This window comes from Methanothrix soehngenii GP6 (assembly GCF_000204415.1).
GTDB lineage: Archaea > Halobacteriota > Methanosarcinia > Methanotrichales > Methanotrichaceae > Methanothrix > Methanothrix soehngenii.
The window spans coordinates 2,355,833-2,381,284 of sequence record NC_015416.1 but is presented as its reverse complement, the minus strand read 5'-3'; the positions used below and the strand labels follow the sequence as shown (position 1 = coordinate 2,381,284).

29 protein-coding genes and 1 pseudogene are annotated in these 25,452 nt (G+C 50.1%); 16 read left to right on the top strand and 14 right to left on the bottom strand.

Translation table 11 applies throughout. The features are described from left to right. Positions 1 to 61: 61 nt before the first annotated feature. The 3 genes and pseudogenes from MCON_RS11910 to MCON_RS11895 form a co-directional block, all read right to left on the bottom strand. A pseudogene (locus MCON_RS11910) lies at positions 62 to 1,266 on the bottom strand (IS3 family transposase). Positions 1,267 to 1,834: 568 nt separating this feature from the next. Next, the gene (locus MCON_RS17180; protein WP_048132431.1) at positions 1,835 to 2,068 is read right to left on the bottom strand and encodes a type II toxin-antitoxin system HicA family toxin; all 234 of its coding nucleotides are present in this window, start codon (positions 2,066 to 2,068) and stop codon (positions 1,835 to 1,837) included. Then, positions 2,065 to 2,268, bottom strand: a complete 204-nt coding sequence (locus tag MCON_RS11895) for a type II toxin-antitoxin system HicB family antitoxin (protein ID WP_048132427.1) — start codon at positions 2,266 to 2,268, stop codon at positions 2,065 to 2,067. Before MCON_RS11895 ends, MCON_RS17180 begins: the two co-directional genes overlap by 4 nt. A gap of 779 nt (positions 2,269 to 3,047) precedes the next feature. Between MCON_RS11895 and MCON_RS11890 the strand changes: the two genes are divergently transcribed. From MCON_RS11890 to MCON_RS11880, 3 genes are all read left to right on the top strand, one after another. Continuing rightward, positions 3,048 to 3,905: a hypothetical protein gene (locus MCON_RS11890; RefSeq protein WP_013720207.1), complete on the top strand. Its 858-nt coding sequence runs from the start codon at positions 3,048 to 3,050 to the stop codon at positions 3,903 to 3,905. Between the two features lie 426 nt (positions 3,906 to 4,331). Beyond that, on the top strand, positions 4,332 to 5,945 hold the full coding sequence (locus MCON_RS11885) for an IS1634 family transposase (protein ID WP_013720206.1): 1,614 nt from the start codon (positions 4,332 to 4,334) through the stop codon (positions 5,943 to 5,945). A gap of 267 nt (positions 5,946 to 6,212) precedes the next feature. Next, positions 6,213 to 6,629, top strand: a complete 417-nt coding sequence (locus MCON_RS11880; protein WP_013720205.1) for a CoA-binding protein — start codon at positions 6,213 to 6,215, stop codon at positions 6,627 to 6,629. Positions 6,630 to 6,665: 36 nt separating this feature from the next. Here MCON_RS11880 and MCON_RS11875 read toward each other — a convergent pair whose 3' ends face one another. Beyond that, on the bottom strand, positions 6,666 to 7,256 hold the full coding sequence (locus MCON_RS11875; RefSeq protein WP_013720204.1) for a hypothetical protein: 591 nt from the start codon (positions 7,254 to 7,256) through the stop codon (positions 6,666 to 6,668). A gap of 132 nt (positions 7,257 to 7,388) precedes the next feature. On the opposite strand from MCON_RS11875, the gene MCON_RS11870 reads away from it, so the two are divergent. The 4 genes from MCON_RS11870 to MCON_RS16950 are packed head-to-tail and all read left to right on the top strand — an operon-like array spanning position 7,389 to position 9,774. Beyond that, complete coding sequence (locus MCON_RS11870) at positions 7,389 to 8,324, top strand: polyprenyl synthetase family protein (protein WP_013720203.1); 936 nt, start codon at positions 7,389 to 7,391, stop codon at positions 8,322 to 8,324. Next, complete coding sequence (locus MCON_RS11865) at positions 8,297 to 9,442, top strand: radical SAM/SPASM domain-containing protein (protein ID WP_013720202.1); 1,146 nt, start codon at positions 8,297 to 8,299, stop codon at positions 9,440 to 9,442. Before MCON_RS11870 ends, MCON_RS11865 begins: the two co-directional genes overlap by 28 nt. Positions 9,443 to 9,461: 19 nt before the next feature. Continuing rightward, positions 9,462 to 9,647, top strand: a complete 186-nt coding sequence (locus tag MCON_RS11860; protein ID WP_013720201.1) for a type II toxin-antitoxin system HicB family antitoxin — start codon at positions 9,462 to 9,464, stop codon at positions 9,645 to 9,647. A 4-nt stretch (positions 9,648 to 9,651) separates the two neighbouring features. After that, positions 9,652 to 9,774 carry a type II toxin-antitoxin system HicA family toxin gene (locus MCON_RS16950; RefSeq protein ID WP_157863987.1) on the top strand — a complete coding sequence of 41 codons (123 nt, stop codon included), beginning with the start codon at positions 9,652 to 9,654 and terminating at the stop codon, positions 9,772 to 9,774. A 127-nt stretch (positions 9,775 to 9,901) separates the two neighbouring features. Here the strand turns inward: MCON_RS16950 and MCON_RS11855 are convergent, their stop codons facing one another. Further along, positions 9,902 to 12,058, bottom strand: a complete 2,157-nt coding sequence (locus tag MCON_RS11855) for a tetratricopeptide repeat protein (protein WP_013720200.1) — start codon at positions 12,056 to 12,058, stop codon at positions 9,902 to 9,904. 9 nt (positions 12,059 to 12,067) lie between these two features. Further along, a complete protein-coding gene (locus MCON_RS11850; protein WP_157863804.1) occupies positions 12,068 to 12,496 on the bottom strand; it encodes a hypothetical protein in 429 nt (142 codons plus the stop codon). A 371-nt stretch (positions 12,497 to 12,867) separates the two neighbouring features. Here MCON_RS11850 and MCON_RS11845 point away from each other — a divergent pair, with 371 nt between their 5' ends. Beyond that, entirely contained in the window at positions 12,868 to 13,218 is a 351-nt protein-coding gene (locus MCON_RS11845; RefSeq protein ID WP_013720198.1) for a type II toxin-antitoxin system PemK/MazF family toxin, read from the top strand. Between the two features lie 220 nt (positions 13,219 to 13,438). On the opposite strand, the gene MCON_RS11840 is transcribed toward MCON_RS11845, so the two are convergent. The 3 genes from MCON_RS11840 to MCON_RS11830 are packed head-to-tail and all read right to left on the bottom strand — an operon-like array spanning position 13,439 to position 15,728. Further along, positions 13,439 to 14,782, bottom strand: coding sequence for a B12-binding domain-containing radical SAM protein (locus MCON_RS11840; protein WP_052297575.1), 1,344 nt, complete (start codon positions 14,780 to 14,782; stop codon positions 13,439 to 13,441). Next, the gene (locus MCON_RS11835) at positions 14,763 to 15,248 is read right to left on the bottom strand and encodes a PqqD family protein (RefSeq protein WP_013720196.1); all 486 of its coding nucleotides are present in this window, start codon (positions 15,246 to 15,248) and stop codon (positions 14,763 to 14,765) included. The genes MCON_RS11840 and MCON_RS11835 overlap by 20 nt, the downstream gene beginning before the upstream one ends. A 54-nt stretch (positions 15,249 to 15,302) precedes the next feature. After that, positions 15,303 to 15,728, bottom strand: coding sequence for a hypothetical protein (locus MCON_RS11830; RefSeq protein ID WP_013720195.1), 426 nt, complete (start codon positions 15,726 to 15,728; stop codon positions 15,303 to 15,305). A gap of 431 nt (positions 15,729 to 16,159) precedes the next feature. On the opposite strand from MCON_RS11830, the gene MCON_RS11825 reads away from it, so the two are divergent. Further along, the gene (locus tag MCON_RS11825) at positions 16,160 to 16,528 is read left to right on the top strand and encodes a transposase (RefSeq protein ID WP_048132422.1); all 369 of its coding nucleotides are present in this window, start codon (positions 16,160 to 16,162) and stop codon (positions 16,526 to 16,528) included. A gap of 83 nt (positions 16,529 to 16,611) precedes the next feature. Here MCON_RS11825 and MCON_RS11820 read toward each other — a convergent pair whose 3' ends face one another. Further along, positions 16,612 to 17,670 carry an IS5 family transposase gene (locus MCON_RS11820; protein WP_013718487.1) on the bottom strand — a complete coding sequence of 353 codons (1,059 nt, stop codon included), beginning with the start codon at positions 17,668 to 17,670 and terminating at the stop codon, positions 16,612 to 16,614. 76 nt (positions 17,671 to 17,746) lie between these two features. On the opposite strand from MCON_RS11820, the gene MCON_RS11815 reads away from it, so the two are divergent. From MCON_RS11815 to MCON_RS11805, 3 genes are all read left to right on the top strand, one after another. Continuing rightward, the gene (locus tag MCON_RS11815; RefSeq protein WP_013720193.1) at positions 17,747 to 18,331 is read left to right on the top strand and encodes a 4Fe-4S binding protein; all 585 of its coding nucleotides are present in this window, start codon (positions 17,747 to 17,749) and stop codon (positions 18,329 to 18,331) included. Between the two features lie 63 nt (positions 18,332 to 18,394). After that, entirely contained in the window at positions 18,395 to 19,117 is a 723-nt protein-coding gene (locus MCON_RS11810; protein WP_013720192.1) for a hypothetical protein, read from the top strand. Between the two features lie 46 nt (positions 19,118 to 19,163). Then, complete coding sequence (locus MCON_RS11805; protein WP_013720191.1) at positions 19,164 to 19,835, top strand: metallophosphoesterase family protein; 672 nt, start codon at positions 19,164 to 19,166, stop codon at positions 19,833 to 19,835. On the opposite strand, the gene MCON_RS11800 is transcribed toward MCON_RS11805, so the two are convergent. The 4 genes from MCON_RS11800 to MCON_RS11785 form a co-directional block, all read right to left on the bottom strand. Then, on the bottom strand, positions 19,836 to 20,621 hold the full coding sequence (locus MCON_RS11800; RefSeq protein WP_013720190.1) for a class I SAM-dependent methyltransferase: 786 nt from the start codon (positions 20,619 to 20,621) through the stop codon (positions 19,836 to 19,838). A 99-nt stretch (positions 20,622 to 20,720) separates the two neighbouring features. Then, complete coding sequence (locus MCON_RS11795) at positions 20,721 to 21,104, bottom strand: translation initiation factor IF-5A (RefSeq protein ID WP_013720189.1); 384 nt, start codon at positions 21,102 to 21,104, stop codon at positions 20,721 to 20,723. A gap of 35 nt (positions 21,105 to 21,139) precedes the next feature. Continuing rightward, positions 21,140 to 22,243 carry a pyridoxal phosphate-dependent aminotransferase gene (locus MCON_RS11790; protein WP_013720188.1) on the bottom strand — a complete coding sequence of 368 codons (1,104 nt, stop codon included), beginning with the start codon at positions 22,241 to 22,243 and terminating at the stop codon, positions 21,140 to 21,142. Further along, a complete protein-coding gene (locus tag MCON_RS11785) occupies positions 22,240 to 22,743 on the bottom strand; it encodes a hypothetical protein (protein WP_013720187.1) in 504 nt (167 codons plus the stop codon). The genes MCON_RS11790 and MCON_RS11785 overlap by 4 nt, the downstream gene beginning before the upstream one ends. Positions 22,744 to 22,811: 68 nt before the next feature. Here MCON_RS11785 and MCON_RS11780 point away from each other — a divergent pair, with 68 nt between their 5' ends. From MCON_RS11780 to MCON_RS11765, 4 genes are all read left to right on the top strand, one after another. Next, entirely contained in the window at positions 22,812 to 23,252 is a 441-nt protein-coding gene (locus MCON_RS11780; protein WP_013720186.1) for a PaaI family thioesterase, read from the top strand. Positions 23,253 to 23,316: 64 nt separating this feature from the next. Beyond that, positions 23,317 to 24,537 carry a YcaO-related McrA-glycine thioamidation protein gene (locus tag MCON_RS11775; RefSeq protein ID WP_013720185.1) on the top strand — a complete coding sequence of 407 codons (1,221 nt, stop codon included), beginning with the start codon at positions 23,317 to 23,319 and terminating at the stop codon, positions 24,535 to 24,537. Continuing rightward, the gene (locus MCON_RS11770; RefSeq protein ID WP_013720184.1) at positions 24,491 to 25,144 is read left to right on the top strand and encodes a TfuA-related McrA-glycine thioamidation protein; all 654 of its coding nucleotides are present in this window, start codon (positions 24,491 to 24,493) and stop codon (positions 25,142 to 25,144) included. The genes MCON_RS11775 and MCON_RS11770 overlap by 47 nt, the downstream gene beginning before the upstream one ends. Then, a complete protein-coding gene (locus tag MCON_RS11765) occupies positions 25,134 to 25,412 on the top strand; it encodes a ubiquitin-like small modifier protein 1 (protein WP_013720183.1) in 279 nt (92 codons plus the stop codon). Before MCON_RS11770 ends, MCON_RS11765 begins: the two co-directional genes overlap by 11 nt. Positions 25,413 to 25,452: the final 40 nt, after the last annotated feature.

Below are 25,452 nucleotides of genomic sequence, written 5' to 3'. Positions count from 1 at the left end.
AGCTTCGAGCGGCGGTCTGAAGCTTTCCCAATGGACTGCACCCCTGATAATGGACAAATAGTTAAGCAATGGTATTTAAGGCAACCTCCACTTCGAACTGAACCGGAGATCTGTAATTGAGAGCTGAATGCAGCCTCTTATGGTTGTACACATTTTCAATAAAGTTGCATATGTTCCTGAATGCATCTTCAAATGTCTCATATTCATTGAGATATACCTCCTCGACCTTCAGTGTTTTTATAAAACTCTCAGCAAAAGCATTGTCATAAGGATTTCCTTTTCTCGACATGCTGATCTGGATGTCATGCGCCTTAAGACAGTCTACATAATCCTTGGACGCATACTGAACGCCTTGATCAGAATGATGAATAAGACCCTCAAGGGATTCCTTGGAACGGTTCTTCAATGCCTTTGCCAGAGCACTCATGGCCAGATCGCTTCTTATGCTCCTGCTCAGCTCCCACCCGATGCACTTTCTGCTGTAGAGATCCAGGATAACCGCGAGAAAGATATGCTCGTGCTGCAGCTGGACATAAGTGATATCAGAAGCCCATGCCTGGTTCAGTCCCGTGATTTCCCTGCCTTTTAGAAGGTTAGGATAGACCGGCAGACCATGAGTGGAATCGGTTGTTACCGGCTTGAACTTCTTCTTATAGCAAAGCAACTTCTCCTGGCGCATGAGCCTCAGCACGCGCTTATGGTTGACCGCATAGCCGCGATTTTGAAGTTCTGCTGTAATTCTCCTGTACCCGTAATAAGGAAACTCCAAAGCTATCTCTTGAATCTGGTTAACCAGATCCGAAGATTCGCTATTCTCCGCAGTGAACTTTTCGGACCGCTTCAACCACTCGTAGTAACCGCTGCGACTCACATCCAGCGCCAAGCAGGAGTGAGATATTGGCAACAGAAGGCCATCTGATTGAGCTTCCTGAATGATCATATGTCGTCCCTCAACATCGGCTTTCGTCTCTCCTCGCGGACCTTCTTCTGGGTCATGGCGAAGGCTTTTTTTAAAAGGTCAATTTCAGCATGAGCCTGGCCCAGAAGTCTCTCCAATTCTGCAATCTTCGCCTGATCTTTGTACTTGTTTCCGTTACCCATGAATGCTTTTTCGGGATTTTCAGCCAGCTCTACCTTCCATCGGCAAGGAAGACTCGGATGGATGCCATATTCGCGGGCGATCTGAGCAAGTGGCTTGCCTGCCTCAAGTTCGGCTAATACTGATATCTTGAAGTCCCGGTCGTAACGCCGCCTGGTCTTCTTCATGCACTTCCCTCCATGAGTCGGCATTGCTTAACTTTTTGTCCACTCGGAGGGGTTCACTCCACTTTTCCAGCAAGCATGATAACTCCTGGAATGGCATTTCTTCTCAGGAAAGAGAGTGTTAACGGCATCTTAGATGACGTTTGATTTTGCTCGATGCAATTTTCTTGATGTCCTGATCCTGAATATGGGAAAAAACTGGAGTGAACCTCCGAGTGGACAATGAGTTAAACTCTCATAAACAAATTGCTAATGCAAGAAGGATGAAAAACCTGAAAAGTAGCTTTTTTAACCAATTGCTTGATATGATGCAAGAATGCGTCTATAGAACGCGAATGCGAATGAGCACCCATCGAGGATTAAGTTATCCGCCCATATCTGGGCGGCACACCATCTTTTCGGGAATCGCGGGGGGCCTGCCAGATTTCGGGCCTGAATAAAGAAGATGTGATCATCGCCCTGCCCCATCGGCGAGGGAATGAGATTAATGCTATACTCCTTATATTTCACTCATTTCTTTGTCCTTTCGATCCGGACGCAACATACAGTTATAAGGCAACGGATTGGCCCTTTATAGCAATTCAATAAATTGATCAACAGATAGTCGTGCTTGCTTTAGGATATGGGAAAGGGTTGAACGGAGAATGGGATTATGTGAAGGGACGGTGAGCTTGAGAATTTCGTTATCGTTAGAGGTGTGCTTCTGGAGACGGTTATGACTTCTTTTCTGCCTAACTACAATCCAACCGTCTCTCTGCAGCGCTCGCACGACTTGGTCGTATCCAAGGCTGGGAACTTTGGTCATACCACAAGCTCCAAAAGTTCAGCTTCCGATTGCAGTACCAGGTCATCTTCCACAGGTTCAAGATACAATTCAATAGCTTCTTGAATGTTTTTCAATGCCTCTTCGCGGGTACTCCCCTCGCTAATACATCCGGGAAGGGCAGGAAACAGCACAGTAAATCCTCCTTCCTCACTTGGTTCAAGCATCACGGTCAGCTTCATTGTGCTTCTCTAAATCATTTGTTATTACTGTACTTTCCAAGTTTTTCACTTCAACCACCAACTTTATAAACTGAATTCAATTTTTACATAATTGACTAGCGATAAATATCTCTTTTGTGCTAATATTTTGCTATTTAATAACATGTGCTTTACCTCTTTACTGCATTGCGTATGCAAAATCAAAAACTTGGAAACTACAGGTTATTATATCTATTTTATCTTTCTGAATTTAAATTTTGCGACTCACCGTTCAATTAATCGATCCGGATCCAGATAATTGAAAAATTATCAGAATGCCCTCTATAAACTCCTTGCCGTTCCCAGGGTCCTCCATTGCAGGCCTCTTGGCAATTGACATCATTTCTGCGACCTCAGGATTATCATAACAAGCCAACCAACTACTCCGCCATTAGATATGACATACTATGCCAACTATTTAATCTTCCTGCTGGCTTTGCAGCCTTTACGATGTCACTGGATCCGCTCCTCGTTGTTTGTGGCAGCGAGGTCGATCTCTGCACGCTTCAGGCCGCGGTGGATGGCGAGGCTGGGGGACATATTTGTTGCATTGGCGCTAATTGGGGAAAAAGGTTATTGCAGATAGACTTGCGAAAAGGGCAGAGCTGCGAAGAAGGAGCGCGCTTTGGGCTGGGCACAGCTGGCGTAGAAATCAATTCGATCCCTCTTTGAATATTCTATTTCTCGATAATAAACTATAAATCCTAAAAATTATGCAGTACTAAAAATAGGTATATCAAAAGATATTTAGGATGATATGAATGGCATTCTTTTTGATAAAGGGGACATTTCACGTCAAGGGCTACAGCCCTGATGGCGATTCAATCCGCTTTCGAGCCAGGAATCCTGATAACTGGAAAAAGCTCTCCGGCCCGGCGGCGGAATTGAATGCTCGCGGCCATGCCCAGCTGCGCGTAGAGGGGGTGGACGCCCTAGAGACTCACTATCAGGGATACCACCAGCCCATGAAGCTGGCGAGAGCGGCCTGCCGATATCTGCTATCATATCTGGGAATCGATGAGGTGGTGTGGGATGAGAGCCAGAGCAGGGTAATCAAGGCCCAAGACGAGACCGAGGGCTATATCCTGGCCAGAAGCACCGAGGCAAACCGGCGGCCTGTGGCCTTCGTCTTTGCCGGCGGAATCGAACATAGAGACGGCTCCGAGGTCATCTTAGATGAGTCGATACTGAAGCGGAGCCTCAACTACGGCCTCATTGCTCGGGGTCTCGCCTATCCCACCTATTACAACGGCCTCTTCTCCGACCTTCGCCTTCCCCTGACCCGGGCCATGGCCCACGCCAGGTCCGAGGAACGGGGGGTATGGCCATTCGACCTGACCACAAAAGGCTTCTCTGTACCTGGCCTGGAGCCCCTTACCGAGAATGTGGTGATCCTCCCCAAGCTCTTCCGTCGCCTGGTGGACTACATGGGAGACGGAGGGATGATGGACGGATTCCGGGCTCACCTGCAGGCCCGATGCGAGCCCCTGGTCAGGGTGTCTCAGGTCCACTTCACCCGGCTGGACGCGGTAGTTGATGTGAAAGGAGATCGGGTCCGACTGACCGAGTCCCCGGAGAACCTGATATTCCTGGACAAGGTGCTCTGCAAGAAGAGTTGAGGGTAACTATCAATCGATCTTTGGACGGTGGTGTTTCGCGCGGCGGTGTTCCCGCCTCCACGCAATGCCTCATTGTATGGGCGATGTACTGCAGAAAGTTTTTCTTTGTGCCTTTGCGCCTTTGTGGTGAGGCCCAAGCATCCCGATTTTACTAGAGAGACAAATAGGCACAAAGAAGATAGAGGCTCCTCGCTATTTGGTGTGGGTTCGTGCGCTAGTCACAGGAATTCGAAATTTTTCATGATCCTCTGTGCGCTCTGTGACTCTGAGGTTTTATTCCGTAACTACCATGTATTTGAATATTCAGCTACGAATATTAACCCCACATTCCGCACTTCGCATAAAATAATCCAAGAAATAGCCTGTGATTAAAATAGGAAAGATTATTTAATAGCAGCTACAGCTTCTTCCCAGAAGGGAAGCAGCATGGAGATGGATGTCCAATCTTACTTGATAGGCCACCTTGGCATTGTAGCAGGCTCATTCGATGCATTGAATCTCGCGGATGTAATTGATCGGGTTCTTCCAAAGAGAGGCTCGCGAAATCTTCCCCATTCAGTAATTATTAAAGCTATGATCCTGAATGGCTTGGGTTATACTGGTCAGCGACTTTACCTCTTTCCTAATTTTTTCAAGACAATCCCTACCGAAAAGCTACTTGGCAAAGGAATTTGTCCGACTGACCTCAATGATGATGTCGTTGGAAGGACACTCGATGCGATCTACAAATACGGTGCTACCGAGCTTTTCAATGAGATCTCTTTGCACATCATGAAACAATTTTCCTTTGGAACTCAACTGCTTCATGCAGACACAACAAACTTCGGAGTTTATGGAAAATATGAGAATGATGCACCAGACAGTACCGATTCTATTAAAATTACTTTTGGCCATGCCAAAGATGGTAGAATGGATCTGAAGAGGTTTGTCCTCGGCATGGTCACAAATCAGTTTGGCTTGCCTCTCTTCACTGAAGCTTACTCTGGGAACAAATCTGATAAGAAAAGCTTAATGGAGATGATACAAAAAACGCAACAAGCGATCGATTTAGATGATGATAATTTTTGGGTCGCTGATAGCGCTCTGTATACTGAAGAAAATATTAAACTAATGGGTACAGAAACAAAATGGATTACACATATGCCTGCTACGGTGGCAGAAGCTCAAGAGCTCCTCAGTTCCAACTTAAATATGATTCCTGGCAGCGATCCACGATACGCTTTTTATGCTACTGATATCAATTATGGCGGCGTCCCTCAGCGTGCAGTTGTTGTTTGGTCCAAAGAAATGAACGAGAGGAATGAAAAGACATTTGAGAGAAAAATAGAGAAAGAAACTATAGAAGCAGGAAAAGATCTCAAAAAGCTAATGAGAAAGAAATTTGCCTGCATACCGGACGCTGATAATGATTTGAGATTATGGCAATCCTCACATCCACATCATCTCCTCGATAATGTGCGGGTTGTGCCTGTTATGGAAAAAGCAGAAAAGAAACGAGGAAGACCGAAAAAAGATGAGCTTTTAACTGCGAGCTATATGATTCAGGGAGAAATTAAATTAAATGAAGAAGCTCTGATCGAAGCTCGCAAGAACTTAGGTCGATTCGTTTTAGCCAGTAATCAGGTCGATCTTGATCCCGAGGTTATGCTAAATTATTATAAAGGACAGCAAGCGGTGGAACGTGGATTCAGATTCTTGAAGGACAAAAGTTTCCATGTCTCTGAGGTCTATCTCAAAAAAGAGGAGAGAATAGAAGCACTTTGCATGATTATGGTGTTAAGTCTTCTAATATATTCATTTGCTGAATGGAAGCTCAGGCAAGAACTCAAGAAAACCGGCCAGACTGTGCCCAATCAGCTAAATAAACCAACACAGCGACCCACAATGCGCTGGGTCTTTGAGATTTTTATGGGCGTTATAGCATCGGCTATTATGGACGGTGAAACAATCATAAAAACAGTTATACATCTAAGCGATCCCCAGAAAACCATTCTGGAATTATTAGGTAGTGAGTGCAAAAAGTATTATGTGATGGGGTGAACTGCGGAATGTGGGTTAACCGCAGAGACGCAGAGTTCGCAGAGACGTGGAAATTTACCTTATTACCAGCACTTGAAAAAAATAGCATATTTATGAGCAAATAGTCGTCTCCGTTCGTTCGTACTCCGTGCGCTCTGCGCCTCTGCGGTTTTATTCCGTATTCCGTAAACCACCAGGGTTAATTATCCCGCTACCCACTCGATACAGCGAAGAGCCAAGAGAGATAGTGGCAACCCTATTTATCCTATCCCGGCCATATCAGATCTCATGGCCATACTAAGAGATGACAAAGACCTGAAAGATGCCCTCACCAGCTGCCGCACCATCTGTGTAGTCGGCATCTCTCCTGACCCATACAAGCCCAGCTACTTCGTATCCGAGGTCCTGAAAAGGCACGGCTTCAAGCTCTATCTGGTGAACCCCAACTGCGCCGGCCAGACCATCCTGGGCGAGAAGGTCTTAGCCTCCATCCAGGACGTCCCGGAAGATATCGATATCGTCGATGTCTTCCGTCGGCCCTCTGCCGTCCCCGCACTGGCCGAGGAGGCGAAGAAGAAGGGCTTTGGGGTATTCTGGATGCAGCCGGGAACAGAGAGCCCAGAGGCCATAAAGCGGCTGGATCGGGAGGGATTCCGGGTGGTTGCGGGAAGGTGCGCAAAAATAGAGTCTAACAGACTACTTTGATTTATGTTTTAAAAAAAATGAATATTTAATGGAAGATCAAATAAGAATGCTGCATTCTTTTTCTATGATCGTCCTGGTCTTTGATGGGCTGGTAGAGGTGGGGCGGAAAGTGACGCTGGCAGTAATTCCTGTATCCTTCTTGATGATGAAAGGTCCTGCTACACTATTTCTTGGACGAATATTTCCCCATTTCTTGGATTCAGTTGGATCCACATTGAACTCAGATACTACATTTCTATCTGTCAATACATCGAAGAATTCAATTTTCCCTACTGCAGCACTGCTTGCTCTAGTTCCGCTATTATATACATAAACATATATATTCCTTACAAAGAGGAAACCTCTTCTCGCCAAGACATCTTCAAAATCTCCAGTATAACAATCCACCCATAATGCAGGTCTGAGATCTGCTCCCGCAAGGGGAGCGACTGCTGATGCTTGAGCAGTATCAACCACTGCAATCGCTGAAGGGACTTTGGCTGGTGTGGCTGAGGCAGCTAAAGAGTCTGGAGCGGAAATTTCCTTCATCAGAATATTCTTATTGAGTTCTGCTGGCTCTTGGGCCATTGAATTTGCTGCAAAAACCGCACAGGTGATGAGCAAAAGCAATATCATTTTTTTGTGCATCTACTCCTCCTCCCAAAATTTTCTTAAATATCAAGGTGATTGATTACTATTAATAGTTATTGATATTCGATCCATCGCCTCAATGTCTTCCTCAGCAAAAGCTAAATAACCTGGCCGAGACTACTTGGATCGATGTTCTCCGCCCGGGATGAGTACCATCTCATCAATAAAGAGCTTGCCGCACTGGTGAGGGACCTGCCCGATTCCCCTCTGGGGGAGATACTGAGCTATGTGCTTTCCGCGCCGGGAAAGAGGGTCAGGCCGCTCATTCTTATTCTCTCTGCAGAGGCTCTCGGCACCCCTCCTGCCCAGTCCATAAGCGCTGCTCTGGCCATTGAGCTGGTCCATGCTGCATCCCTGGTGCATGACGATATTCTGGATCATGGCATAGAGAGAAGGGGCTCGCCCAGTGCTCTGGAGCGTTTTGGTCCGGAGGCTTCGCTCCTGGCGGGCGACTGGCTCATCTCCAGGTCGATCGACCTGATATCCGGATACAGCCAGCCGGTGATAAGGGCGTTCTCCCGGGCCTGCATGGACATGTCCGAGGGGGAACTGATGGACCTCTCCTGCGCGGGCTCGCCTGAGGATTACTATCAGTGCATCACCAGAAAAACGGCCTCCCTCTTCTCCGCCTCGGCCAAGATCGGTGGGCTGATCAGCGGGGCAGGGGAAGAGGATGTGGCCAGGCTGGAGAGCTATGGGCTGCATCTGGGCCTGGGCTATCAGGTCCTCGATGACCTGGAGGAGTTCCTGGGCCTAGATCAGGGGAAGTCCTCCCAGAAGACCTCGGTCACCCTTCCCAAGATCTATGCCAGCCGAAGCTCTCGTTCAGCTTCTCATGATACCGATTCTGATGCTGGTTTTGATGCTGATTCGGACATTGGATCTGATACCGCCAACGTGGTGCAGATGTGCATAAAAGTCACCGATGATCACTGCAACCAGGCCAAAAGCGCCCTCCAGGCCCTGAATGGAGATGAAGAGAAAAAGCTCCAGCTCCGGGAGATAGTGGATGAGATGACCTGCCGGGGACTGCAAAGATGCAGATCGCAAAAAAGCCTCTGCTGAAGATCGAGGCCTCGGCTGATGGAACGGGGGAAGGAATCCGTCTTTCTGCCCGCGGCCCGGCTGCCCTTCTGGCGAAACCGATAATCGACCAGATCAATAAGGTCTTTGCCACGGAGAAATCCATCAGCTCCGGCCCGGACAGGTTCATCTTTTCCACCTGGATTCCTCCCGCCCCAAGCGTTGCCTTCGACCGCATGCTCAATGCTCAGGTGGGGGCGATGATCCGCCGGCCGGTGCCCGACCAGTTCTCCATTGCGGTAGTGAAGGCCTGCCCCAACGATTGCCTGCACTGTTCCGCCCCCTCCCGTCAGGGGCAGATACTCTCAAGCGACGTGATCAAGGGGGCGATCTCCCAGGCCCTGGATATGGGCTCGTATCTGGTGACCTTCGACGGTGGAGAGCCCATGCTCCGTAAGGATCTGCCCGATCTGGTTTCTTCTGTCGACCAGCGAGCAGTGGCCACCAGCTTCACCAGCGGCTATCACTTAACTTTAGAGCTGGCCAGGCAGCTGAAAGAGGCGGGACTGTATGCGGTGAGGATTAGCATAGATAGCCCCATCGAAGAGCAGCACGACCGCTTCCGGGGGCGCAAAGGTGCTTTTCAGGACGCCTTATCCGGGGTTCGCAATGCCCTGGAAGCGGGCCTTTTGGTGGACCTGTTCATGGTGACCTCCCCCCACAATATCGATTATCTGGAGGATGCATTCAGTCTGGCTGCAGAGCTGGGGGTGCAAGAGCTATCCCTCTACGAGATTGTGGCTGTAGGCCGCTGGGCAACCCATGAGGATGAGGTGCTTACATCTGGGGATGTGGCCAGGCTGGAGAGCTTCCACAAGGAGAAGAACAGAATGGAGGGCCCCAGAGTCTCCGCACTGCCGTATCTGTTGAGCCCGGAGATGTTCGGCTGCTTTGCCGGGAGAAGATGGATTCATGTTGATGGAGACGGAGTGGCCCTGCCCTGCGCCTATATGCCTCTGGGCTTTGGAAACATCAAAGAGAAAAGCCTGGAAGAGATCTGGAGAGAGATGACCCGCTACCCCTGGTTCAAGGGGAAGTGCTCATGCCAGATGAGGGACCCCGGATTCAGGGAGGCGCATAAGGAGATACTGGGGAAGTAGTTGAAGAATCAGCAATGCAATGGAATTCAACATTATCATAGAGAAGGACGATGAAGGCATATATGTTGCCGAGTGTCCAGACCTTAAAGGATGCCTTTCTGAAGGAGAGGGCCTTGAGGATGCTCTGGAAAACATAAACGAGGCAATAATTGGGTGCCTGAAATCCCGGCTCAAGGACGCAGCGAGGCGGCTTAAGATAGCATAATTCGATCGCAGGCTGGACAATAAATCATATTGAAGGCAGTCACTATATCTTTATCAAAGAAGGAAGCGACATCCATTTATCAATGCCTGTTCATAGAGATAGAGATCTTGGAGTTGGGCCTTCTTAAAAGGCTGATAAAAAGGCAGGATTCACAAACGAACAGTATGTAGCTTGCTTCTGCAATAAATGAAAAAGTGGTTGCCCTGTCTCAGGGATGGCTCCTCCTGCATGAAAGAGCTCTTTACGAGACTTTTCTACCTCTGCCACTCCGCGAGTTGCAGCCGCACACGCTCCGCAATCGGGCTCTTGATCTGCTCGTAGATGGCCAACGCCTCTCCTGCTAGCTTCACGGCCTCGGCTCGATTCCCTAGGCCATTCAGGACCAAGCTCATGTTCCAGATGGAGTTTCCTTCGCCCCTCCAATCCCCGATCTCTCTAAAAATGGTCCGAGCCTGATCGTAGTGCTCGATGGCTTTGTGCGGTTCCCCTAAATTTTTATAAGCTGTGCCCAGGCTGCCCAATGAATTTCCTTCGCTCCGTCGATCTCCGATCTCCCTGGCAATGGCAAGAGCCTGTTGGTAGTGGTCGATGGCTTTTCGGATCTCGCCTAGATTGATATTGGCTTGGCCCAGGCAGCCTAGGCATATTCCTTCATTCCTTCGTTCCTCAATCTCCCTAGCAATGGCGAAAGCCTGCTCGAAGTACTCTATGGCATTGTGGATTTTGCCCAAGGCGGCATAGGCAATGCCTATATTGCACAACGTAGTACCTTCGTCCCGCCGGTCCCCTATCTCTTTAAATATGGTCAGTGCCTGATCGTGATGTTCGATAGCTTTACGCGGCTCTCCTAGATTGGCGTAGGCCCGTCCCAGGTTGCCTAGTATAGCACCTTCGTCCTGTCGGTTCCCTATCTCCCTGGTGATGGTCAGGGCCTGCTGGTAGTAGACGATGGCTTTTCCCGTCTCGCCTCGGTCGGCATAAGCCAAGCCTATGTTACCAAAGTGTGCGCCCTCAGCGCCTCGATCCTGCATTTGTTTTGCCGCATCAGCGGCCGTCTCCAGCCAACGAATTTGTTCCTGAGGATGCAGGCGCAGATTCAGCACATATGCTCCTGCACCTGGGTAGGAGCTGCAGAGCGAGTCGGCAGCACGGCTATCCTTAAGGTTCCTCTCCGCCCAGCTCCATCCTGCCAGGATGTTGGCTCGTTCCCGATCGAAAAGCGCCAGACCTGCTAGGAGGTTCTCCCCACCCTGCTTGTATTGCTCATTGGAAGCAGAGAGTACTCTCCAGTAGTGTTCAGCATGGCGCTCTTCCGCCTCCCCCATCTCCCCGGCTTGCAAGCAGGAGGCGGCATAGATTCGCACTATGTCATGCAGGTGATATCTCCCGTACTCTACGCCCAGTGATTGGTACTCAACCAGGCTCCAGCGCATCAGCTCTCTCAGGTGCCGGTGACCCTCGTCCCGGCAGACCACCTCTTCTGCAGCGGCATCGAAGCCCGCAGGGAAGACGGAGAGCAGGAGAAAAACGCGGGCGGTCTCTTCAGTCAGACGGCTGTAGCTCAGGCCGAAGCTGGATTCAACATCCAGGTCCACGCCCTCCTTGCCGATGCGCTTCAGCCGGGTGCGCTCGTCCCGCAGATCTCGGGCTAGCTGAGCCGGGCTCAGGTCAGGGCTGTTGGCCAGCAAGCTTCCCGCTGCCCTCAGCGCTAGAGGCAGGTAGCCGCAGAGGCATGCAATTCTGCTCAGATCTTTGTCTTTAAGTTGTTCTGTGGATGGCGATGCCTCGGGATTCCATAATCTCAGCAGAAGCTCCACCGCCTTATCCTCCGGCAGGACATCCAGGTCCATTGGCACCAGACCGGGGAGGGTGAACTTGCGGCGGGAGGTTACAATCACTCCGCAGCCCGCTGGCGGCAAAAGAGGACGCACCTGTCGGTCGTTAAAGGCATTGTCCAACAGCATCAACACACGCAAGTCGTGAAGGAGAGAGTGGTAGATCCTGGCCAACTCCGCCTCGCTCCCTGGCAGCTTAGCCTCCGGATAATAGATCCTCACAACCTTGGCCATGGCCTCGGCTGGGGTCATGGGCTCCGGGCCCGTGCCCCTCAGCTCGACCAGGATCTGGCCGTCAGGATAGCGCCTGGCAAGCTTCTCGGCTAATTCGTAAGCTAGAGCCGTCTTGCCGATGCCTCCCATGCCACGCAGGCCGGTGATGGTGGCTCCCCGATCAAAGTCTGCCAGAAGGTCTTTTAGCTCCTCGTCCCGGCCGGTGAAGTCCCTTGGTGGAGCGGGCAGGTGAGGGACGAGGACCAGAGGAGGAGGCGGGAGAGTAGCGTCCCCTGCCACATTGATCTGCTGGCCGATCACCTTCTGGCCACGCTGGTCGAAACGGGATTTATTATCTGGCATGGTTCGCTTTTACTTGGATTTGTCCGTGTTCACCGGGCCGCTGAAGTTTCCAGAGAGAACAGGCCTGTTGACATTTCCCGCAATATTGGTCTGCGAGCCGTGCACAGTCTGGCCCCGCTGGTCGAAGGCCGTCCTGCCGCCGCCTCCTTTCTGCAGATCGTCCACCAGCCTCTGCACCTTTGCTGCGAAATCCTGGTCGTCCTTTAGCTTCTCCGCCAGAATCTCTTCGAGCGCACTCTGCTGCCCTTTGGAGTCCGGCCTCTTCTGGGCGAGGGCCAGAGTTTCCTCTGCATCGGAGTCGCCCCTGAACTTGTCTATCACCGCCTGACATAGCTCCCCGACCTTTGCGCCCAGCTTATCGCCTGCCGAGCTGGAGAAGGCTTCCGCCCCTTTGGCCACAAACGGGGCGGCTATGACGGCCAGCGTTAATGGATCCATCTGCATCACATCCTTGATGGTGTGTTGAGAGGGCTGAAATGATAAGCCTTTCTGGATTTGATGCTCAGGTAGGATGATCTGGGTAGCTCTGACCGGCTCAGGTCCAGGAACTCGCTCAACTCTCGATAGCAGGCTATTTTCCACCCATGTTTTAAATATCAAGAATCCACAAGTAGTATCTATGTGTGAGAGTTCAGGGGAGACCTCGCAACTTCCTTGCGATCTGTCGGAGCTTGGCGAAGACAGAGCAATTACCAGAGGCCTTATGAGACTATCCGAGAGGGCTTTAGCCTCGCTTCTCGAAAATGAGCCTGATATTTATACCGTAGAGGATCTTAAAGTCAGATTCAGGTAGCATGCAAGTTCCCAGAATGCCTAAGGGAAGCATAGTTTTAGTTCACTTTCCTTTTACAGATCTCAGTTCCACAAAGCTGAGGCCTGCTTTAGTCCTTCATGAAGGACATTTGGATGTGACCATAGCCCCCATGACTACACAACGTCCAGATCCTCCATTGCCATCGGATTTGTTAATACGCAAAGGCACGCTCTCCTTCAAAGCAACAGGATTGAAAGAGGAGTCTTGGCTCCTAATCGACAAGATAGCGACCCTGGAGAAGATGTTCATTGAGGGCATACTCGGGAAAGCAGATGATGATCTCAAACGAGATGTAAATGCGAAATTGGCTGAATGCTTGATGTTCAACGACGTTTCTGCTATCTAGGGCCATAATTATAGAGCGGGATAGTCCCTGGACATGCCCTTGCCACCTTATCCCGGCCATTCCGCCAGCTGCCTCCGCACACGCTCCGCGCAGGAGCTCTCGATCTGCTCGAAGATGGCCAGCGCCTCTTCTGCTCTTGAACAAGCCTGCGGGGCCGGCCCGCAATTATCACATTAACTATATAAAAATATTATTAGAACTATTATTGGATTATATCCATTTACATTTGCGTCTGCGCAAATGCAGTCGATCCGCCAATGATCTCAATATCTGGTGGCTCAATCGTAAGCAATTCCCTCCCTTTTGAACTTATCTCAAAGAATTTGTAGAAAAGCTCCAATTGAACTCTGATTATGTCTGCAGCTGGTATGGATGGCGTATTTCCAAAATATTCGCTCTCTTTATCCCATAGCTCGGTGCCGGGAAGTATTTCCAAAACGTTAGGAAGCACTCTTCCCGATGGCATAGTCTCTTCAACAAATCTGATCATCTCGTCTATCGATTCCACGGTCTCGTTCGGCAAGCCTAGGATAAATGAACAATGTGTTTTTATTCCCATTTTCTCAGTGAGCTTTACCATCTCCTTTGCTTTCTCAATGCTAAAGCCCTTCTTAACCGTATCAAGTACCCTTTGAGATGCGGATTCTATACCGAAAAATATATTTTTGCAGCCAGAGGAATTCATCACCTCCAATAAATCCTTTGATAATAAGTCCACCCTGGCGCTGCAACCCCATTCAAAATCGAGATGTCTTTCTTTAATGCCTCTGCATAGTTCGATAACTCTATTTCGTTTCATGGTGAAATTATCATCTGCAAAGCTGATTACATTTATTTTGTATTTATCTTGTACAAATTCCATCTCATCTAAGACATTATTTGCGCTTCTTGTACGGTATTTGCGACCGTGAAGTGCTGCTGTGGAACAAAATATGCAATTGAAGGGGCATCCTCGAGTAGTTATTATGGGAAAGCCCTTCTCTTTTCCCTCCCCTATGTAATGCTCAATCGAGGGCTCCAATAGATGAAAAGCGGGGAATGGTATGCTATCAAGATTCTCTATCCTATGCCTAAGTGGTGTGGAAAATACCCGATTATCATGGCGAAAGCTGATTCCTTTGACATTTTCTAGCTTTCTTCCCCTATCCAGAGCATCACAGATTTCGCATATCGCTCGCTCTCCTTCATATCGAACAACTATGTCCACTTCAGGAATCGTGTGCAACACATCTCGATGGATGAATGTAGCATGTACGCCACCGAATACTATTTTGATATTAGGATTGTGCGATTTTGCTGCTTTGGCAATGTCCACAGCATTTGCATAATTGGAGGTGAAGGATGTTATTCCTATGATATCAGGATCGAATTTCGATATCATATCGACTAATTCCTCTTTGGAAAAACCACCCCAATCCATGTCAACGATCTTAGCAGTTATGCCTTCAGATTCCATAGTTGATGCAAGGTAGCCCAAACCCAAAGGCACCGATGGCACTAGATCGTAACCTAACGGGATTCTATCTCCAACCCAACCAGGGGGATTAATGAGCAGTACCTTCAATTTTCCGCCCCACAAATTCTATTAGATTCATCTCTTCCAGCAGCATCAGGAAGGATAGTCCATCCCTTAATAATACATCATCGGCAACTGAAAACCAGATTTCTTTGAGCTCTTTTTGTATCTCTTTAATACTATTTTTTCCTGTGCAAAGGCGACAAATGATTGAGCCAGAAGAGTTAATAAAAAAGGGAAGACTGGATTTAGGGTGTACGCCTGCAAGATGATCTCCATCATCTACCCAACATGAGGGATGCAAGCGAATAGGATGAGCAAATGCGTAGTCCGGATAATTTACCACCAATTTCTCCTTTTTGGGCAATACCACCTCGCTTTTGATCAACTTTCTTTCGCTTAAGATGGAACCTATATTATTGATCAGATCTCTATACGGATCTTCAGCATCCTTAGACCTCAGAGGCGAAAAAGTGGCGACTGCGGGTTGATCGTACTCGATCTCTTGCGGCATTTAGACTGTCCTCTTCATCAGCTTTTTATCTGGATCATCCTCTTCGTCGGCTTATTATCTTCTTCGTTGCCTTCTCATCTCCAATCCTCGCGGCTGAAACTCAATACCCTCCCCAGACCAATAATAGCCGTAATCCTTGATTATTGGTGGCATTCTATATCTAGGCCACCATGGCCACCATGGGCCTAATACGATGTCGATATTCCTTTCGAGCTCTTCTTCTGGGATTTGCTTTATGTTCTCAGTCAAGGTCCTAAGCACATTTTGTCTCAACTCATACTCTGCAAAATCCCTTTCTTCCTCCGGTGCATTGGATGCTTCCAAGTATTCATCACCCAATTTCTTAAGGACTTCCGGCTTTTCAGAGAGCATGTTTAAAATAGCCGCTGCGGTTTTCATATCTTTAAGCTGTGCCTTTGTTGCTCTGAATTTCGGAATCTTTCTTCTGGGAATGTCCCCAGACGCTTCACTTATTGACATATTTAATACTTGCATTATTCGTATAAGTATTTATCTAAATTTGGGTACGCAAGTGTTCTAGCTATTTATATATAATCAAGCGTGTGATTTTGTAATATATAATTTTTATTGCATAACATGGACCATTTTTCAGCTCAGATATTATTGACGACTTGACGAGAAGCAAGGGGCTCTTCATAGCGCAGATATCGATTTGATTGGATTAGCTATGCTTTAAAAAATGATCTAATCGATCTAAACGATCATAAAATGCCGTATTGACGGCTTTGCCTATGTCCGGCCGCCAAACAGCAACCGTTCGGATTCATTTCTCATGGACAACAGGCTTTCACATAAACACAGGCTGGAAGCCCCGCTCTTCAGGGCGGGGAGGAAAGCCGTAAGTAGCCCACCAAAACCTATATATCACTTAGTGACTATACTGCCTACTGATGACTGAGCAGGTGTTAACCGTCCGATGCAAGTTAAGTCCAACAGACTCCCAGGCCGAAGAGATGGAGGATACTCTGAAAGCCTTTGCGGATGCCTGCAATTGGATAAACCAGAATACGCCTGCTAAGCTTAGAAATAAGGTCCGTATTCAGGGCATTGTATACCAAGATGTTCGAGCTAAGTTTGGTCTTTCTGCCAATCTGGCAATCAGGGCTATCAATCGCGTTGCATCTAACCGTAAGACTGCCATGAAGGATCATTCATCAGTTAAGAACTTTGAACCAACCAGTGAGGGTTTCGATTTAGCACCAATTAGAAGAGCTTTAAATTCCTGCGTTAATATTTTCAATCTTTATGGTTGTTTTTAGGTCAATTCATCCATTATGTAGCCTCTTTTTCTGCATTTTGCCTTGCTTTTTCTCTATTCTCTCGTGCACTTTCATAGCCTCCGCTATGTTGAAGGAACACGCCCTAAATATTTCAACTGCTCTATGTTGTAAACGATTGAATTCATCATGAATTTTATCCCTGCTCTGGCGATAGTCGTTACAGAAACATGACCTGCATTATGGGCTCGTTTCATAACCGCAAAACATCTTTCGATTTGCGATCGCTTTCTACTGATCCTTTTATTTCTCAGAATGTCTTTGATTCCCAGCTTATGACCTCTTGCAGCTTTTTTCATCGCAGCATCGTATCCTTGTGTCTTGGCACCGCTATATCCTTTATCGGCGTAACGTGGTAATCCATTGATTCCAAGGTCCACCTGACTATCATGAAGAGATGCTGTTGTTGTCTCGATTTTTCGGATAAGATGGTACTCGGTATCGATTAGAATATGGCCCTTATAACCGAAAAATGATTTGCTGCCCTTTTTTGCCCAAGTCCCCTCATTTATTGGACCATCATCGAGTCTCTTTGGTTTGGCATTGCTGCTAACGATATTATTAGAAATATTGAGCAAGTCTTTATCAAAATCAGGAGTCGGTCTCGCCTTGATGGCTTCTAAATTGGGATCCTTTTTATCTTGGTCTTTCTGATCTTTTTTATTCCTCTTTTGCCCTGGATCAGATGTTATGAAAGTAGCATCCTGAATTGTGCCCTTCTTTACGGCAAATCCTTTCTCATCAAGCTGATTCTGGAGCTCTTTCCAAAGATCCTCGTATCTGCCACATTCGATCAGTCGCTCGCGAAATAGCCAAACTGTGCTGAAATCTGGAATCACTTCTGTGGTGCCAAGAAAAATTCGAAATGAGATTCTGTCCGTAACTTGGCGTTCCAGTTCTGGGTCTGATAAACCAAACCAACTCTGAAGTACAAGTGCCTTCACCATAATTACAATATCAATGTTTGGACGACCTCCACGGCTAGTTTTATTCTTATAGATCAATGGTTCTAAAAATCTGAATCGATCCCAATTGATTAAAGAGTTAATATCGGAGAGATCATCGCCGAGAGCTTTAACCCGAGAATATTCTTCTCGCATGGCAAAATCTATGAGCGTCCTCATACATCAAATATTATGATATTAATAGTATATAAACATTTCGATTGATTAGTTTTTCGAAACCCTCCCTTATCTGGGCATGATCGTGCTGATTGTATCGATTGGCGGGATCTTTTATCCCAAGCTTGGCTACATCCTCCTGCTGGTCTTCGCCACCCTTCTGATCATTGCCCCCTTCAGAGGCAGATGGTTTTGTGGCAACCTCTGCCCCCGGGGCAGCTTCGTTGACTTCTGGCTGGCCCCCCTTAGCCGAAGGCTGGCGATCCCTCTTTTCCTGCGCAGCATGTGGATCAGGATTCCCATCTTCATCGCCCTGATGGGCTTTATGATCTACCGGCTATTAGGAACCCAGGGGGTGGTGGACCGAATCGGAATGGTATTTGTCACCCTATGCATAATCACCACCTCCATTGCCATACTCTTTGGCGTGATCATCGCCCCCCGGACCTGGTGCACATTCTGTCCCATGGGCACATTGCAGAGGATTATGGGAGGCAGCAAATACCAGCTCAAGCTGGACGGGGATTTATGTATTGACTGCAAGAGGTGCCAGAAGGTCTGCCCCATGCAGCTTCGGGTATTTGAGCTGCAGGATTTGCCGGATTGCATAAAGTGCGGCCGCTGCGTAGATGCCTGCCCAAAGGACGCCCTGATCTTTCACTGATTGTCGAACTTTTGACGCAAGTTTAAATAGGATGTGTCGAAACCCATTTGCGGGTGAAATGAGATGAAACAGGTCATATTTCTTATCTGCATAATGGCAATCAGCCTTCCATTACCGGCTTTTGCCGCAGATACAGGCTACTCGAATCCCAACATCGGCCAGTCTTATGGTCGTGGGACTCTGGACGAGGGCCTGGCGGGAATGCTGGACTGGCTGGACCAGCCCGTGCCCAGCGCCAGATATCCCCTGCCCTCGGACGCGTCCCTCTACATTGCGGGTGCAGCACAGAGCGCATTCATTCCCTATAGCGAATATTTTGCCGCTGCCACAAAGACTGCCGAGGGCGGAGTGATCGGCAAACCTGCTCAGTATGATATATCTGGGAAAGAGCCGATAGCAGTCTATTATGGCGATGGTCAGGGACTGGCATATTCTCAATATGCATCTGCTATGGCCACCAGAAGCGATCTATGGATAAGGGGAACAGCTAACTGGTCGCAGTATGCAGTCGTGCCCCTGGGAAGCAAGCTGGAGCTGGTAGCCTATGTACCCCAGAGAGGAGATGCCGGATTCTACCAGACCATTCAGACAAATAGCATATTTCACGATTACGGCGTCTATCAACTCAATCCTGGCTACAACAATATGAGCTTTGATGCCGATCAAGCAGGAAGACACATGCTCTACTTCGTGATCAACAACCAGCCGAGCAACGTGGTCATAGTGGACGTATTCCCCCCGCAGGCTGAAGTGGCATCATCCAAGCCCGCCCATACGATATCGTAGAGATCTAAATATCTGGAGATCCATAGCCATATTCTGGAGATGGTCCATGAGTGGGGCTCTGAGGATTCTGGGTCTGGCGGACCTGCATGACTGCACTGAGGGGATCAGGAATCTAAAGGACCTCAAGTACGACCTGATTGCCTTTTGCGGCGACCTCCATAATGCCAGTTCAACAGAGGGAGCGAAGCCTGCTGCCATGGCCCTCGCCCGCCTTGGTCCGCCAGTGCTGATAGTTCCCGGCAATATGGACCACAGAGATGTCGTCCCTGATCTCTGGGAGAAAGCGGGTTTTATTGTCCTTCACCGATCCTCTTTTCGCCATAAGGAGTACGGATTTCTTGGCATGGGAGGAATGATAGCCCGAGATCCCCGCAGACTTGGCGATCCCAATAGGTACTACCATCGCGATGATGAGGTCTATTCCGTTCTGGAGAAAGCCTACCAGGAGGTGGCTGGTACCCGGGCCAAGATCGTCATCGTTCATCAGCCGCCCCGGGGGGCTTGTGATATTCTTTACAATGGCGAGAGATCCGGCTCCTCTGAACTGCGCCGATTCATAGAGAACTATCAGCCCGATCTGGTCTTATGCGGCCATATTCATGAGGATCGGGGAGAGTGTCATATCGGCTCCACCCTGGTGGTGAACGTAGGAGAGCTGCGTCGGGGCTATGGAGCAGTGATCGATCTGAACGATGAGATAACAGTCAAATGGATCTGATTAATCTGAGCCCTGCTTTTGGGCGATGATGATGATGGAGTAGGATCCATCGACATCCTCCACAGATGGATAGGCGGCAACATAAGACAGCCAGCGGATCATTTCTTCAGAGTGCATCACCGTCTCGTCGCTCAGCCTCCGCCTGATCCTCCTGGCATTGAAGAGCTGCTGCTCTCTTCGATAGAGCATTCTTGAGCGTGACTGGCCCAGCCGATATATCACCCTCATGCCGCGTCGTTCCACCATCCGGCAGAGCGAGGGAAAGTTAAACCACTGCTTATGGGACCTATTCTTTGGCAGGCCGGCGTCATCTCCCGACTCCGATATAACATTAGGGACGGAACAGATGAAAAAGCCCTCCGGCATGAGGATTCTGGAGAACTGATCCACCGCCCGGCCCGGATCGTTCAGATGCTCCAGGGTCTCAAAGCTGACCGCTGCCCCACAGGAGCCTTCCCGGATATGCCTGCAGAGATCGTCCTCCTCCAGGTTCAGGCAATTGAAGCGAATATTGGGCTCTTGGCATCCAGCCATCGCCCGCTCGATCATCTCCGGGCTGCCATCTATGCCCACTACCTCCTCGGAGGCGGTGGCCAGCTCAATCGATCCGTATCCCAGGCCGCAGGATACATCAGCGGCAAGCCTTATGCTCCGGCTGCGCAGAAAATCGGCGGCAAATAGGTATCGGCCCAGATACTCCGCCTTGCGCCACAGATTGCTGTCGCTGGAATCGAAGGGATCCAGCTGATCAAAACCCGTGCCCTTATAGGCGGAGTAGGATGACAACTTATAGCCTCCGAGCTACCCACAAAATGTGAAATCGAAGGCAGGCCAGGAAAAGATGAACAAGCCCGCCTTGGGAACAGGAAGCCGATCGCTTAATCCCTAGCGAATGTCCAGCTTGGTCCTGCCCATCACCGCTAGGTAGGCTACCTCTTTGCCTTCCTCGATCTTGGATTTCTGGTCCTCTGTTATGGGAACATCGATGGTAGCATAGCTGCCCAGGTCCATTAGCTGCACCGATGTGTCGCCGATGGACAAGACCTGGCCGGTCTTGCGCTCGACAGTTGGCACGTAGATCTTGGTGGTGACCGGCTGGACGATGGATTTCTTCTGGTTGTCGAAGATGCCAATGGCATCCACCCTCGCCTTGGCCGAACCGTGCTTGCCGGGCTTGGAATGGGATATGCTCTTGATTATGCAGGGCTCTTCATCTATGATTACATACCTTCCTTCTTTCAGCTCTCTGACCTCAACCTGCTCCTTCATTTCATCACTCCTGAGGGCGAATGCGACTCACCTATTTAAAGGATATCTTTCATCCTCCGCAGCGCTTCCTCGAGATTGGCCCGGCTGGCGGCATAAGATATCCGGATATGCTCCCTTCCGCCCTCTCCAAAAGCAGATCCTGGAACGGTGATGACCCCTGCTCTTGCCAGCTTGCTGGCCACCAGGTCGCCGTCTCCCACCCGAGGGAAGAGATAGAAAGCGCCATCCGGCTCTGTCAGGTCCACTCCCATCTCCCGGAAGCCTGCTACCAGAAGGTCTCTGCGGCTCATAAACTCATCCCTCATCTGACGAACGCAATCCTGGGGTCCACAGATCGCCTCCAGGGCTGCGGCCTGGGAGATGGAGCTGGCGCAGGCCTGGACATACTGATGAATCTTGAGATGCTGCTCTATCGCCTCGTTCCGGGCGGCGAGATAACCCAGCCGCCAGCCGGTCATGGCATAGGTCTTGGAGACGGCATTGACGGTGATCACATTATCTGAAAACCTAGCCGGGCTGATATGCTCTCCCCGGTAGATGAAATGCTCATAGACCTCATCTGAGAGGAGGGCGATATCCTCGTCATCGGCTATTTCGGCGATAGCCCTCATCTGCTCCTCGGTCTGGACCGATCCGGTGGGGTTGGAGGGGGAGTTGATGATTATCATCCGGGTCTTTTTTGTTATTCGCTCCCCAATTGCCTCCGGGGTTATGCGGAGGTCCTCGTCTAAGGGGACGGAGACGGGCCTTGCCCCCACCAGCCGAGTCAGCTCGGCATAGGAGAGGAAGCTTGGATCTCCCACCAGCACCTCCTCGCCCCGGTCTACCAGGGCGACGATTGCCAGGAATAGGGCCTCGCTGGCACCGCTGGTGACCATTATATCATCGGCGGTGCAGTCGATCTGGTTTTCTCTCATCAACTTCTCTGCCAGTGCCTCTCTGAGCGCCGGCACTCCGCAGTTGGGGGTGTAGCCGCACTGCCCCATTTCTATGGCCCTGATCGCAGCCCTCTTTATGTGAGATGGAGTGTCGAAATCCGGCTGGCCCAGTCCCAGATTGACCGAGCCGGGCATAGCCGACTCGAAGCATTTCCTAATTCCTGATATCTCAATCTCCTCTGTACAACATGCAAACCTCATGGCTTCTCCCTCCTGTTTTGCTCTCCGATCTGATCATCCCTATAGATCACATTGAGAATGCTAAAGCAGCCGAGCGTGCTCAGCTCCTCTTTCATGATGTTCATCCTGACCCTCCCCCCTCTCCAGTAAAGGGTGATCTTCACATCCTCTTTCTCGGTCTCCGTGGATACGGACTCCATAAACCTTTCCAGCGCCCTCTTATTGGAGAATGGGACCACGAATATCGCCCGGTATCTGTCCTTTTTGCGGGCATATGATGTCAGAATATAGCCATTGCTCTCAAACTCGCTGATCTCCTCAAAGCGGCACAAGACCTCCTTCTCATGCTCTGTGGTCGAGTCGACCTTGGAGATCATTAGCAGAATCCTGGATAGAAGCAACTTATCGAATTTTTTGCCGAACCAGATATTGATGGAGCCCTGAGTGAGCAGGATGGATACGGAAGATCCACTGATCTCTATGGAGACCGGTTCCGGCCTTGGGCCTTGAGAAGAGGGCATTATCTCTAGATCCTGGCGGAGCAGATATAACCGTTTCGAGAAATGGTCCCTGGAGAGGAGAGATTTCCATGGACCAATGTATAAAGTCTCTAAAGGAGGAGTTTGCCCGTGAGCCTTATGCCCGGATGTTCGGGATAGAGATCCAGGAGCTGGAGGCGGGGCACGCTATCTTGAAGATGAAGACGAACGAGATGATGAACAACCTCTTCAGGACGACCCATGGTGCGGCAATCTATTCACTCTTAGATGCCGCCTTTGAGCTGACCGTCAACTCCCATGGCACAGTGGCAGTGGCACTGGGAGTGAATGTCAGCTACCTATCTCCTGCTCGTCCCGGAGAGACTTTGCGGGCCGAAGGGAAAGAGACGAATCGGTCCAGAAAGATCTCCTCCTGTGAGATCAGAGTAACGGGAGAGGACGGGCGGCTAGTTGCCACCTGCCAGGCCCTGGCTTATAGAATGAGAGACCGCCTTCCGTTCCTTCCGCCCGAGGCCCCACCGAGCTCCTGAAAAGAGCTCTTGATCAGTGCTCTTGAACAGGGTTTATATTCCATAGCTCCCCAAGGATCTGGCGATGAAGCTAGGGCCCTGCATAAAGAGATACAAGGAGGACACTCACCGGGCGGCATCCCCGGAGGAGACTGAGAAGCGAATCGAGGCCAAGCTGCCCGCTGCCGGGATCACCAGAGTGGCCGATATAACCAATCTGGACCGAATCGGTATACCAGTCTTCTCCTCCATCCGGCCGATGGCCGATCGGGGAGCGGTCTCCGTCTATAATGGCAAAGGGGCAACTCCTGTCGAGGCCAGGGTCTCGGCGATGATGGAGGGGCTCGAGCGCTACTCTGGAGAGGTGCGAGACAGGGAGCTGACAATTGCCCGCTATTCCAGCCTGAAAGCCGAGGCTCTGAACCCTGTCGATCTGATACTCCCCACAGAAGCAGTCGCGGATGCAGACGCTGAGATCCCCTGGGTTTTGGGCTGGGATATTATGAATGACGAAGAGATACAGGTCCCAGCCAATGCGGTATTTCATCCTCTGTCCTCTGACTACAAGAGGCTCTTTCGGACCAACACCAGCGGTCTCGCCTCAGGGAATATGATGGAAGAGGCGATATTCCACGGTCTAGCTGAGGTTATAGAGAGAGACGCCTGGGCAATAGTGGAGGCGACGAGGCACATGGGGCCGCTGATATCTGATGTTGTTGACGAACAGGCACAAGGCCTGCTGGAGAGGTTCGCCGCAGCAGAGGTGGATGTCTACCTGCGGGATATCACCAGCGATATCGACATCCCCACCTGCGCGGCTGCTGCCGATGATATAAAGCTGCGCGATCCCACTCTGCTCACCACTGGGATGGGTACCCACACCAGCGCCCGGGTGGCGGTGCTGCGCGCCCTGACTGAGGTGGCGCAGAGCCGGCTCACCCAGATCCACGGGGCAAGAGAGGATACCGTCACCGCCGATTTCCGCCGGCAAATCGGATACGAAAGGACCAAGAGGCTCAACCGTTATTGGTTTGATATCGGGGAGAAAAAGAGCTTTGCTGATATTCAGTCTTTTGAGAGCAATGACTTCCTTTTGGATATCAAGTTCATGATCAGCAAGCTGGAAGAGGCGGGCCTGGAGCGAGCAGTGGTGGTCGATTTAACCAGAGAAGAGATCGGCGTTCCGGTGGTGAGGGTGATCGTCCCGGGTCTTGAGATCGCTGGGGTGGACAGGGAAAGGGTGGGCAAGAGGATAAAGAATGCCAGAAGTCGTCGTCTTCCTAGGGCCAAGCCTCTCCAGAGCTAGGGCAGAGGAGATTCTGCAGGCTGAATGGCGGCCTCCTGCCCGGCGGGGTGACGTTTATCGGGCTGCCCAGGATGGAGCGCGGATCATCGTTCTCATCGATGGGGTCTTCTTTCAGGACTCTTCTGTGGCGCATAAAGAGGTCATATACGCATTGGACGCAGGAGCGAGGGTCCTGGGGGCGTCGAGCATGGGAGCCCTGCGGGCCTCGGAGCTGGATGTTTATGGCATGGAGGGAGTAGGGCTCATCTATCAGGCCTATAAGAAAGGAATGCTGGTATCAGATGATGAGGTGGCGCTAACCTTTGATCCTTTCACGTTTGAGCCGCATTCAGAGCCTCTGGTGAACATCCGCTTCAATCTGGAGCAGGCCTGGCAGAAGGGAGCGATCGGCACCGTCGGAAAAGACAGGCTCCTTCGCTGCGCACAGGCTCTGTACTTTCCTGAGAGGAGCTATGAGATGATGATGGAGAGGGCGCGGGACTTTGTGGCAGAGGAGGAGATAGAGAGATTTCGCGCATTCCTGGCCTCCAACCGGCGAGACTTCAAGATGGAGGACGCCATCCGGGCCCTGGAGAGGGCAAAGGAGATAGCTATTGATGAGGATTAAGATCAGGTCGTTTGCCGGATTTCGAAATATTCTGGGAAAGGAGAAAGATATCGATCTTCCAGGCGAGGGGGCAATGATAAGAGATCTTCTGAACCTGTTATGCCATGATCACGCCTCGCTGGAGCCGCTTTTATTCAAGGAAGGAAGGCTGCGCGAGGACGTAAACATCTTTCTCTCGGGAAAGAACATCGAGAGCCTGCAGTCGCTCGAGACCCCGCTGGCGGATGGGGATGAGCTGGCCCTGTTCACTGCTGTTATTGGTGGATGATATTCCGATGGTATTCGATAAGTTCAAATGATGCAGATCA

Coding starts and splice junctions, on each gene's coding strand:
- MCON_RS17180 (WP_048132431.1), bottom strand. CDS start 2,068: ATGACCAAAGTTCCCAGCCTTGGATACGACCAAGTCGTGCGAGCGCTG.
- MCON_RS11895 (WP_048132427.1), bottom strand. CDS start 2,268: ATGAAGCTGACCGTGATGCTTGAACCAAGTGAGGAAGGAGGATTTACT.
- MCON_RS11890 (WP_013720207.1), top strand. CDS start 3,048: ATGGCATTCTTTTTGATAAAGGGGACATTTCACGTCAAGGGCTACAGC.
- MCON_RS11885 (WP_013720206.1), top strand. CDS start 4,332: ATGGAGATGGATGTCCAATCTTACTTGATAGGCCACCTTGGCATTGTA.
- MCON_RS11880 (WP_013720205.1), top strand. CDS start 6,213: ATGGCCATACTAAGAGATGACAAAGACCTGAAAGATGCCCTCACCAGC.
- MCON_RS11875 (WP_013720204.1), bottom strand. CDS start 7,256: ATGCACAAAAAAATGATATTGCTTTTGCTCATCACCTGTGCGGTTTTT.
- MCON_RS11870 (WP_013720203.1), top strand. CDS start 7,389: ATGTTCTCCGCCCGGGATGAGTACCATCTCATCAATAAAGAGCTTGCC.
- MCON_RS11865 (WP_013720202.1), top strand. CDS start 8,297: ATGCAGATCGCAAAAAAGCCTCTGCTGAAGATCGAGGCCTCGGCTGAT.
- MCON_RS11860 (WP_013720201.1), top strand. CDS start 9,462: ATGGAATTCAACATTATCATAGAGAAGGACGATGAAGGCATATATGTT.
- MCON_RS11855 (WP_013720200.1), bottom strand. CDS start 12,058: ATGCCAGATAATAAATCCCGTTTCGACCAGCGTGGCCAGAAGGTGATC.
- MCON_RS11850 (WP_157863804.1), bottom strand. CDS start 12,496: ATGGATCCATTAACGCTGGCCGTCATAGCCGCCCCGTTTGTGGCCAAA.
- MCON_RS11845 (WP_013720198.1), top strand. CDS start 12,868: ATGCCTAAGGGAAGCATAGTTTTAGTTCACTTTCCTTTTACAGATCTC.
- MCON_RS11835 (WP_013720196.1), bottom strand. CDS start 15,248: ATGCCGCAAGAGATCGAGTACGATCAACCCGCAGTCGCCACTTTTTCG.
- MCON_RS11830 (WP_013720195.1), bottom strand. CDS start 15,728: ATGTCAATAAGTGAAGCGTCTGGGGACATTCCCAGAAGAAAGATTCCG.
- MCON_RS11825 (WP_048132422.1), top strand. CDS start 16,160: ATGACTGAGCAGGTGTTAACCGTCCGATGCAAGTTAAGTCCAACAGAC.
- MCON_RS11820 (WP_013718487.1), bottom strand. CDS start 17,670: ATGAGGACGCTCATAGATTTTGCCATGCGAGAAGAATATTCTCGGGTT.
- MCON_RS11815 (WP_013720193.1), top strand. CDS start 17,747: ATGATCGTGCTGATTGTATCGATTGGCGGGATCTTTTATCCCAAGCTT.
- MCON_RS11810 (WP_013720192.1), top strand. CDS start 18,395: ATGAAACAGGTCATATTTCTTATCTGCATAATGGCAATCAGCCTTCCA.
- MCON_RS11805 (WP_013720191.1), top strand. CDS start 19,164: ATGAGTGGGGCTCTGAGGATTCTGGGTCTGGCGGACCTGCATGACTGC.
- MCON_RS11795 (WP_013720189.1), bottom strand. CDS start 21,104: ATGAAGGAGCAGGTTGAGGTCAGAGAGCTGAAAGAAGGAAGGTATGTA.
- MCON_RS11790 (WP_013720188.1), bottom strand. CDS start 22,243: ATGAGGTTTGCATGTTGTACAGAGGAGATTGAGATATCAGGAATTAGG.
- MCON_RS11785 (WP_013720187.1), bottom strand. CDS start 22,743: ATGCCCTCTTCTCAAGGCCCAAGGCCGGAACCGGTCTCCATAGAGATC.
- MCON_RS11780 (WP_013720186.1), top strand. CDS start 22,812: ATGGACCAATGTATAAAGTCTCTAAAGGAGGAGTTTGCCCGTGAGCCT.
- MCON_RS11775 (WP_013720185.1), top strand. CDS start 23,317: ATGAAGCTAGGGCCCTGCATAAAGAGATACAAGGAGGACACTCACCGG.
- MCON_RS11770 (WP_013720184.1), top strand. CDS start 24,491: ATGCCAGAAGTCGTCGTCTTCCTAGGGCCAAGCCTCTCCAGAGCTAGG.
- MCON_RS11765 (WP_013720183.1), top strand. CDS start 25,134: ATGAGGATTAAGATCAGGTCGTTTGCCGGATTTCGAAATATTCTGGGA.